The organism is Candidatus Schekmanbacteria bacterium, from assembly GCA_003695725.1.
Taxonomy (GTDB): Bacteria; Schekmanbacteria; GWA2-38-11; order GWA2-38-11; family J061; genus J061.
Genome location: RFHX01000003.1, coordinates 1 through 6,904, shown reverse-complemented (window position 1 = coordinate 6,904; position 6,904 = coordinate 1). Strand labels below are relative to the sequence as shown.

8 protein-coding genes are annotated in these 6,904 nt (G+C 35.7%); 6 read left to right on the top strand and 2 right to left on the bottom strand.

The genetic code is table 11. The features are described 5' to 3' along the window. From D6734_00085 to D6734_00075, 3 genes are all read left to right on the top strand, one after another. Positions 1 to 912, top strand: a 912-nt coding sequence (locus D6734_00085) for a hypothetical protein (GenBank protein ID RMF98530.1), incomplete at its 5' end; no start/stop codon positions are given. A 25-nt stretch (positions 913 to 937) separates the two neighbouring features. Then, positions 938 to 1,867, top strand: a complete 930-nt coding sequence (locus D6734_00080) for an NAD(P)-dependent oxidoreductase (protein ID RMF98529.1) — start codon at positions 938 to 940, stop codon at positions 1,865 to 1,867. 56 nt (positions 1,868 to 1,923) lie between these two features. Beyond that, entirely contained in the window at positions 1,924 to 2,226 is a 303-nt protein-coding gene (locus D6734_00075; protein ID RMF98528.1) for a hypothetical protein, read from the top strand. A 12-nt stretch (positions 2,227 to 2,238) separates the two neighbouring features. On the opposite strand, the gene D6734_00070 is transcribed toward D6734_00075, so the two are convergent. Then, positions 2,239 to 3,531, bottom strand: coding sequence for an MFS transporter (locus tag D6734_00070; GenBank protein RMF98531.1), 1,293 nt, complete (start codon positions 3,529 to 3,531; stop codon positions 2,239 to 2,241). 211 nt (positions 3,532 to 3,742) lie between these two features. Between D6734_00070 and ccoS the strand changes: the two genes are divergently transcribed. The 3 genes from ccoS (at position 3,743) to D6734_00055 (ending at position 5,803) form a co-directional block, all read left to right on the top strand. Beyond that, the gene (gene ccoS, locus D6734_00065; protein RMF98527.1) at positions 3,743 to 3,919 is read left to right on the top strand and encodes a cbb3-type cytochrome oxidase assembly protein CcoS; all 177 of its coding nucleotides are present in this window, start codon (positions 3,743 to 3,745) and stop codon (positions 3,917 to 3,919) included. Between the two features lie 90 nt (positions 3,920 to 4,009). Beyond that, positions 4,010 to 5,056 (top strand): hypothetical protein, encoded by a 1,047-nt coding sequence (locus D6734_00060; GenBank protein ID RMF98526.1) that lies wholly within the window; start codon positions 4,010 to 4,012, stop codon positions 5,054 to 5,056. An 18-nt stretch (positions 5,057 to 5,074) separates the two neighbouring features. Next, positions 5,075 to 5,803, top strand: coding sequence for a rhomboid family intramembrane serine protease (locus tag D6734_00055; protein RMF98525.1), 729 nt, complete (start codon positions 5,075 to 5,077; stop codon positions 5,801 to 5,803). Between the two features lie 39 nt (positions 5,804 to 5,842). Here D6734_00055 and D6734_00050 read toward each other — a convergent pair. Next, positions 5,843 to 6,904 (bottom strand): hypothetical protein (locus D6734_00050; GenBank protein RMF98524.1); only part of this gene is annotated, 1,062 nt, incomplete at its 5' end.

Genomic DNA, 6,904 nt, shown 5'->3' with positions numbered 1-6,904 from the left:
GTAATAGGAAGTAAAATATTAAAGGGAAAATTACAGAATAAATTTCTCGACTATCTTCTTAAAAAAATAGATTTATCTTCCTGTTTGATTCTCTCTTATCATGGAATAGAGGACAACTGCCTTGAATCAGGAAAAAGAATTTCGCTGACAACTAACTGCTCTTTTATAAATTTCAAAAGCCAAGTCGAATCTCTCTCGAAATACTTTCACATTGTTTCTCTAAATGAAATAATCAACCAAATTACAGAGGAGAAAAAAAACCTCTACGGTAAACCCCTGGCGGCAATTACATTTGACGATGGATATAAAATTTTGAAGAAATTCGCCCTTCCCTATTTGAAAGAAAAAAATATACCTGCAACGATATTCATTATAACAGGAATCATCGAAAAAAGTGTTATTCCTGACTTTGTAAAATCTGAAGTATTCCGTAAAAAAATGGCAAGCAGATATAAGAATTACAACTATCGATACGAATCCCTGAAACCTTCAATATCGGATAACGATTTGTTTGAATATATAGATGAAAATTTTTTCTCTCCAAATGAGTTAAAGGATTTAGCTCAATTTTTTGAAATTGGTTCACATAGCCATTCTCATTGTAATTTTACAAATCTGACAGAGGATGAAATAATTTATGAACTAAAAACATCAAAATCGATTCTTGAAAGACTTGTGGGGAAAGAAATAACCTCATTTGCTCTTCCCTATGGAGGAAGCAGGTTTTTTAAGAATATAAAGAATGAATATTTTGAAACTTGTGGTTATAGATTATGTTGTTCGACTATTTTTGGCTTGAATAAGAACGGAGATAATCCCTATAAGTTGAAACGAATAACAGTCAATAATTTCGATACAGATGAAACATTCAAATTAAAAATCTCAGGAAAATTAGATTTCTTATCTTCATAACATCAAAAAAGGAGGCTCTGCTTTTATGATACTCATTACAGGAATAGGAGGTTTCATTGGAAGAAGGATGGCGGAAATATTTAGAGAGAGAAAAATAGATTTTGTTGGAATCGATTACAAGGAATCTTCTTATGTGCCAAAAGAAAACTTCATTAAGCTTGATGTACGCGACTCAAAATTGGCAGATATAATCCGTGAAAAGAAGGTTGACTCAATCATTCATATGGCTTTTGTAACTGCACCAAAGATAGACCCAAATATCAGAAAAGATATCGATATTAACGGTTCTAAAAACATTATTGAAAGCGCAGTAAAAAATGGAATCAAAGATATTGTTTTCATCAGCAGTGAGCGAGTTTATGGAGACCAAAAAGCAGAAGGCGGAGTCATTGATAAAGATGGCAATTATCTAAATCCTTTAGACGACATATATGCAAAAGATAAAATCGAAGCAGAAAACCTATTCCTCGATGCTTCAGAAAAAAACGGATTCAATCTATCCATACTAAGACTTGCCATCGTTTGTATAAAAGGAGGCGGGCCTGGATTGGGCGATATGATAAATAGCGCTTCGAAAACAGGACGTTATATGAAACTTAGAGGCAAAAATCCACCTATTCAACTAATTCATTGTGATGATGTCGTAGATGCGGCATACAATGCATTAGGAAAGAACGGCATATTCGATATTGGCGCAGAAGACAAAATTACGCTTACAGAAATCTTTGAATATGCAGCGCAGCTGGGAGGCAAGAAGCCATCTCCTATCAATCTTCCGGAAAAGCCGACTTATTATCTTGTCAAATTTCTCTGGAATATCGGTTTATCTCCAATTCCTCCGTTATATGTAAGAATGTTGGGCTATGACTTTTTTAGAGATGTCTCGAAAACAGTAGAAACACTTGGAAAACCAAAATATAGCTCAAAAGAGATAATAGAAAATATCGTCTCCTAATCTTCCGAAATTCATAAATAGAGCAACATCTTGACAAAACTCTTTTTATTTACTTAATGTGCAGAAAATTCGATGGTAAAAAATCAATGGATGGAGAAAATAAAAGGAATATGAAGAAAAAAAATCCTGATGGAGAAGTTTTCAAGAAGTATTGGGAAATAAAACTCCTTTGGAGTAAAATATTATTTATACTTTTTTTGATTTCCTTTCTTTCCCTTTTTCTTTTTTACGAAAGAAAGGGGGCGCTCTTTGTTTTTCTTGTCCATTTTGCCGGAATTTCTCTATTATCTGCCTTTGGACTTTTTTGCCGCGGAATTTATGAAAAAAGTGTAGAGGCGGCAACTGATTTTATGTACTAAACAAAGAGCTTTCTACCCGGCTTTACTGATAATTCCCTTTTTCTCATATATTGGCTTAACTTCTTTTCTCCATTGCGGTAGATTCTTGGCAAAAACAGCAGTGCCTGCAAAACAAACCAAACCGCATATAAAAACGGTTTCTTGTGCACCTATGCTGTCTGCAATCGTCCCTGCCAAAAAGCTTCCAATTGGTGACATTCCCATCATTGCCATTGTAAAAAAACTCATAACCCTTCCTCTTCTGCTGTCATCTGCAATTGTCTGCAAAAGAGTATTGCTCGATGCCATCTGAAGAATTATTGCATATCCAGTGACAAACATTAAGATTAACGAAATCCAAAGGTTTGAAGAAAGTGCAAATAAGGAAATTCCTACAGAAAAAAGAAATGAAAAATATGCAATGAGTTTAGCAAGTCCCATTACAGATTTTCGCATAGCAAGATATATAGCCCCTCCAAAAGCGCCCAACCCTGACGCCCCCATTAAAAAACCCAATGTATCAGGACCGCCTTTAAGGATATCCTTGGCAAATACAGGCATAAGTACAAGATAGGGCATACCCAAAAGGCTAATCAATGCAACAAGCAGAAGAATAGACTTAATTGGATAAAAACCGAAGGAATATGTAAATCCTTCTTTTAATCCCTTGATAAAATCATATTCGTTACCTTCTCCTTTTCCTCCTTTTACATTTATCATCATAAGGGAAATGATTACTGCTATATATGAAAGACCATTGATGAGGAAGCATAATCCCTCTCCTGCAACACCAATTATAAGACCAGCAATTGTAGGGCCAAGAAGACGCGCGCCATTAAACATAGAAGAGTTGAGAGCTATCGCATTTGCAAGATCTTCGCGCTTTTCAACTATGTCGAGAATAAATGACTGTCTCGTTGGCATTTCGAAAGAAATGACAATTCCAATAAAGATGCTCAGCACAATCAGATAAAATGTATTGATTAAATGTGTAAATGTTAGAGCCGCTAATGTAAGAGCCTGCATCATCGCTAAAATCTGACAGAGAAGGATAACATTCTTTCTGTCAAGGCGGTCTGCAAACACCCCTGCAAAAGGCGATAAAAGAAAGCTTGGAAATTGGCTGCAGAAAGAAATGATACCTAAAAGAAGCGCCGACCCTGTAATACGATACACCAACCAGCCAATGGCTATCTGCTGCATCCATACGCCGATAAGTGATATGCTCTGACCGATGAAAAAAAGACGGTAATTTCTATGTCTCAACGACCTGAATAATAGGCCTAATTTCGATTCCTTCTGCTTTATTTCATATGCGCGGCTCATATTTACATCCATCCACTGCAACGATTATCTGCTCTTATACAGAATTCTCCAATCATAACTTACTTTTTTTATTCTAATTATTGAATCAAACCTTTATAGCTTTCTGTCTCAGAAAATTCAACTTATTGTAAGATATCTTTTTTAGGGCAATGTACTTATAAATTTTCAAAGTATTTGCAAAAAATATCTTAATGTTTATCATAAAACTACTATGGAACTTTGGACAATATTTCTTCTCTTCTTTCTTTGCCTCGCTCTTGGTTTTGGCGGTTGGCTTTTTTTTATCTGGGCAGTGAAGACGGGCCAATTTGAAAAATTAGAGGAAACGAAATACAGAATAATAGAAGAAGAGAACAAAGACAATATACAGTCAAATGATAAAAGATAATGTTGGAAAATACCTTTTCTTATCTGGATATTTTCTCCAATATTGTTTATTAAATTAAGAATAATAAAGGGAACACTTCGGAGGGGAATAATGAAAAAAGTAAAACTTGGAAATACAGGCCTTGAAGCAAGTAAACTCGGTTTTGGCGCAATGCATCTTCCTCGAATAAGCGGTGAAGAATCAGAAAAGCTTGTCAATGCCGCCATCGATATGGGAATAAACTATATAGACACTGCACGCGCCTATCAGGACAGCGAAGAAAAACTTTCACGCGTCATACCAAAACGAAGAGATGAAGTAATCCTCACAAGCCGCGCTTTTTCTTGGAAACAGGGAGCAGATAAATTCATTGAAGACCTTGAAACAAGCTTAAAAACGATAAAAGTCGATTATTTTGATTTCTACGGTTTTCATAGCGTCAACAAATTAGAAGAGCTCGACCTGATTATGGGTAAACATCTCGAGCTACTGCAAAAAGCAAAAGAAGAAGGAAAGGTCAAGCATCTTCTTATAACTGGTCATAATCATCTAACAATGGCAGAAGCCGCCAAAAAAGGTGTTTTTGAAATGATTTTTTTCCCCTTTAATGTAATTGAACAAGAACCACTCGAAAAACTTATTCCTGCAATACAGGAAAATAAGATTGCATCGACCATAATGAAACCCTTAGCAGGCGGAATGATTGAGGAAACTGATTTAGCGCTTCGTTTTTTTGAATCTCATCCTGTCGATGTCATAGTAGTCGGTATGTCAAAGATGACAGAGCTTGTCGAGAATTTCAGAACAATAAGTGAAAGAAAAGAACTCACCGATGAAGAATTGGAAAAACTCGAAAAATCAGTGGAAGCTTTAGGAAAAGACTTTTGCAGACGATGCGCTTATTGTCAACCATGTCCCCAAAACATAATGATTCCTTTTGTCCATATGATTTATCAGAAATGTTATGGGAGAGAATTGAACGATGATGTATCCTACACATTGCAAATGGGACAACGCTTATTGCCGTCTCTAAAACAATGTGTTGAATGCGGCCAATGTGAGGAAAAATGTCCTTATGAATTACCGACAAAAGAACGAATAAAAGCTATAATCGATATGCTTGAAGGCACATCTGCAACACCGCCATCTTCAGTGTAAAATTGAAAAGGTTAATGAATGAATAGTTATTATTACAGACAAGGTCCTGCATACACATTTGGTCCCTCTATTACACCGACGGTAAAAAAATTGATTTATATCAATGCAGGAGTTTTTCTCTTTCAGCAGATAACATCGAGCCAGATAATTCTTCTTTTTGGGCTCATACCAAAATTGGTCATTAGTCAATTATATGTTTGGCAATTGTTTACTTATCAGTTTTTACACGGCGGTTTTTTCCACATTCTTTTCAATATGTTTGCCCTATGGATGTTTGGCTGTGATTTAGAAAGAAGATGGGGACAAGAATTTTTCTTGAAATACTATTTCCTTTGCGCAATATGGGCCGGAATTTCTTCAACAATATTCACTGCCTCTTCAACAACTCCAATAATTGGAGCATCAGGCGCAATTTACGGCATATTGCTTGCTTATGGACTTTATTATCCTGAAAGGCAAATTCTAATCTATTTTCTTTTCCCAATGAAGATGAAGCATTTTTTGATATTTATTGGAGCAATAGAATTTTTCTCTGCTATGTCTGCAACTAACAGCGGTATAGCCCATCTTGCCCATCTCGGAGGAATGGTTTTTGGCTATATCTATCTTAAAAGAGGAGGCAGAGGCGGAGGTCGGGGTTTATTCAAGGACCTTTACCTCAAACTCAAATACTGGTGGATAAGACGAAAACTTACAGTCTTATCAGATGATGATGACTTCAACGAAAATGATAGATATTACCATTAAAAGCGCTATGGCTTAAATCTAACTTTCAGTTATTCCTCTTTATCTCTTGATAGTTATATTATCCTTTGCAATAAATGGTGTTTCACCACTTAAGCCAATCAAGAACAATGTCCATTTTTTCGGAGATGATAGATTGTTCAAAAGAAAATATTGGACATCAGATACTCTGAAAATAGCTGCTCTATCAGGTATTCCATCACTGTCCTGATCGCCAACGGCTTCCAAAGAAAGCGCACTTGTCGAACCAAAATCTCCTACTCTCGAAAGAAGTTTTACTGTTTCAGTTATAATATTCTCAAGAAATGTTGAATCTTGATCTTCGATATAAACTTTAAATTCAGTGGGGGGTGATGTGGTATCAAATGGATCCGGATCAAATGAGATAGTTGTGTTTTTTGCGCTCTGATAAGTAAGTTTTGCATTCTGTTTTTTTATGGGAATAAATTTTTCTGTTTTATAGAAATCTGCGGCACAATAATAAACCTTTAAATCAGATGCAAAGGAAACAAGTGTTGATCCATAAAAAAGGAGAAAGAATTTTTTACCAACAGTGACATCACCAAAATTGAGAGGAAATTTCTTGCGTATCTTTACTTTATATTTACTACCTTTAAATTTACCTGCAAAATCTCCTTGTCCACCATCAAAACCGGTTGCACCGTCAACAGTTGCTGAACCTGAAAATAGAGTAGTTGGAACTGTATTTGTAATCATCGACACAAATGCTTCGACATTTGAAATTGCAAAATATTCTTCTTTTGTTTTTGCTTTGCACTTTAAAGAACCATCGACCTTCAATCCTATCTTGAAATCCTTGATTACAGAACCATCAGGCAGTTTATCAGATACGACTCTTGCAGTGCCAAAAAATAAAGCTCCCGAACGTACATGCGTTGGTTTTTTATCACCTGATGTTCTTTTGGCTTTTATCTCGCTACCCAAAGTAATATTACTTTTCGTGTATCTTCCCTTTGCTTGAGCAATAGATATTGACCCGCCTCGAGCTTTTGCTCTCGAAGTTTTCTTAATCTTTTTTGGTCCGTCAAAATCCTTGAGAGTAACACCATTGCTCGACCCATCAATAGCTGTCATTACCTTTGC

Excerpts from the sequence above, each read along its gene's own strand:
- D6734_00080 (RMF98529.1), top strand. The coding sequence starts at position 938 with ATGATACTCATTACAGGAATAGGAGGTTTCATTGGAAGAAGGATGGCG.
- D6734_00075 (RMF98528.1), top strand. The coding sequence starts at position 1,924 with ATGTGCAGAAAATTCGATGGTAAAAAATCAATGGATGGAGAAAATAAA.
- D6734_00070 (RMF98531.1), bottom strand. The coding sequence starts at position 3,531 with ATGAGCCGCGCATATGAAATAAAGCAGAAGGAATCGAAATTAGGCCTA.
- ccoS (RMF98527.1), top strand. The coding sequence starts at position 3,743 with ATGGAACTTTGGACAATATTTCTTCTCTTCTTTCTTTGCCTCGCTCTT.
- D6734_00060 (RMF98526.1), top strand. The coding sequence starts at position 4,010 with ATGAAAAAAGTAAAACTTGGAAATACAGGCCTTGAAGCAAGTAAACTC.
- D6734_00055 (RMF98525.1), top strand. The coding sequence starts at position 5,075 with ATGAATAGTTATTATTACAGACAAGGTCCTGCATACACATTTGGTCCC.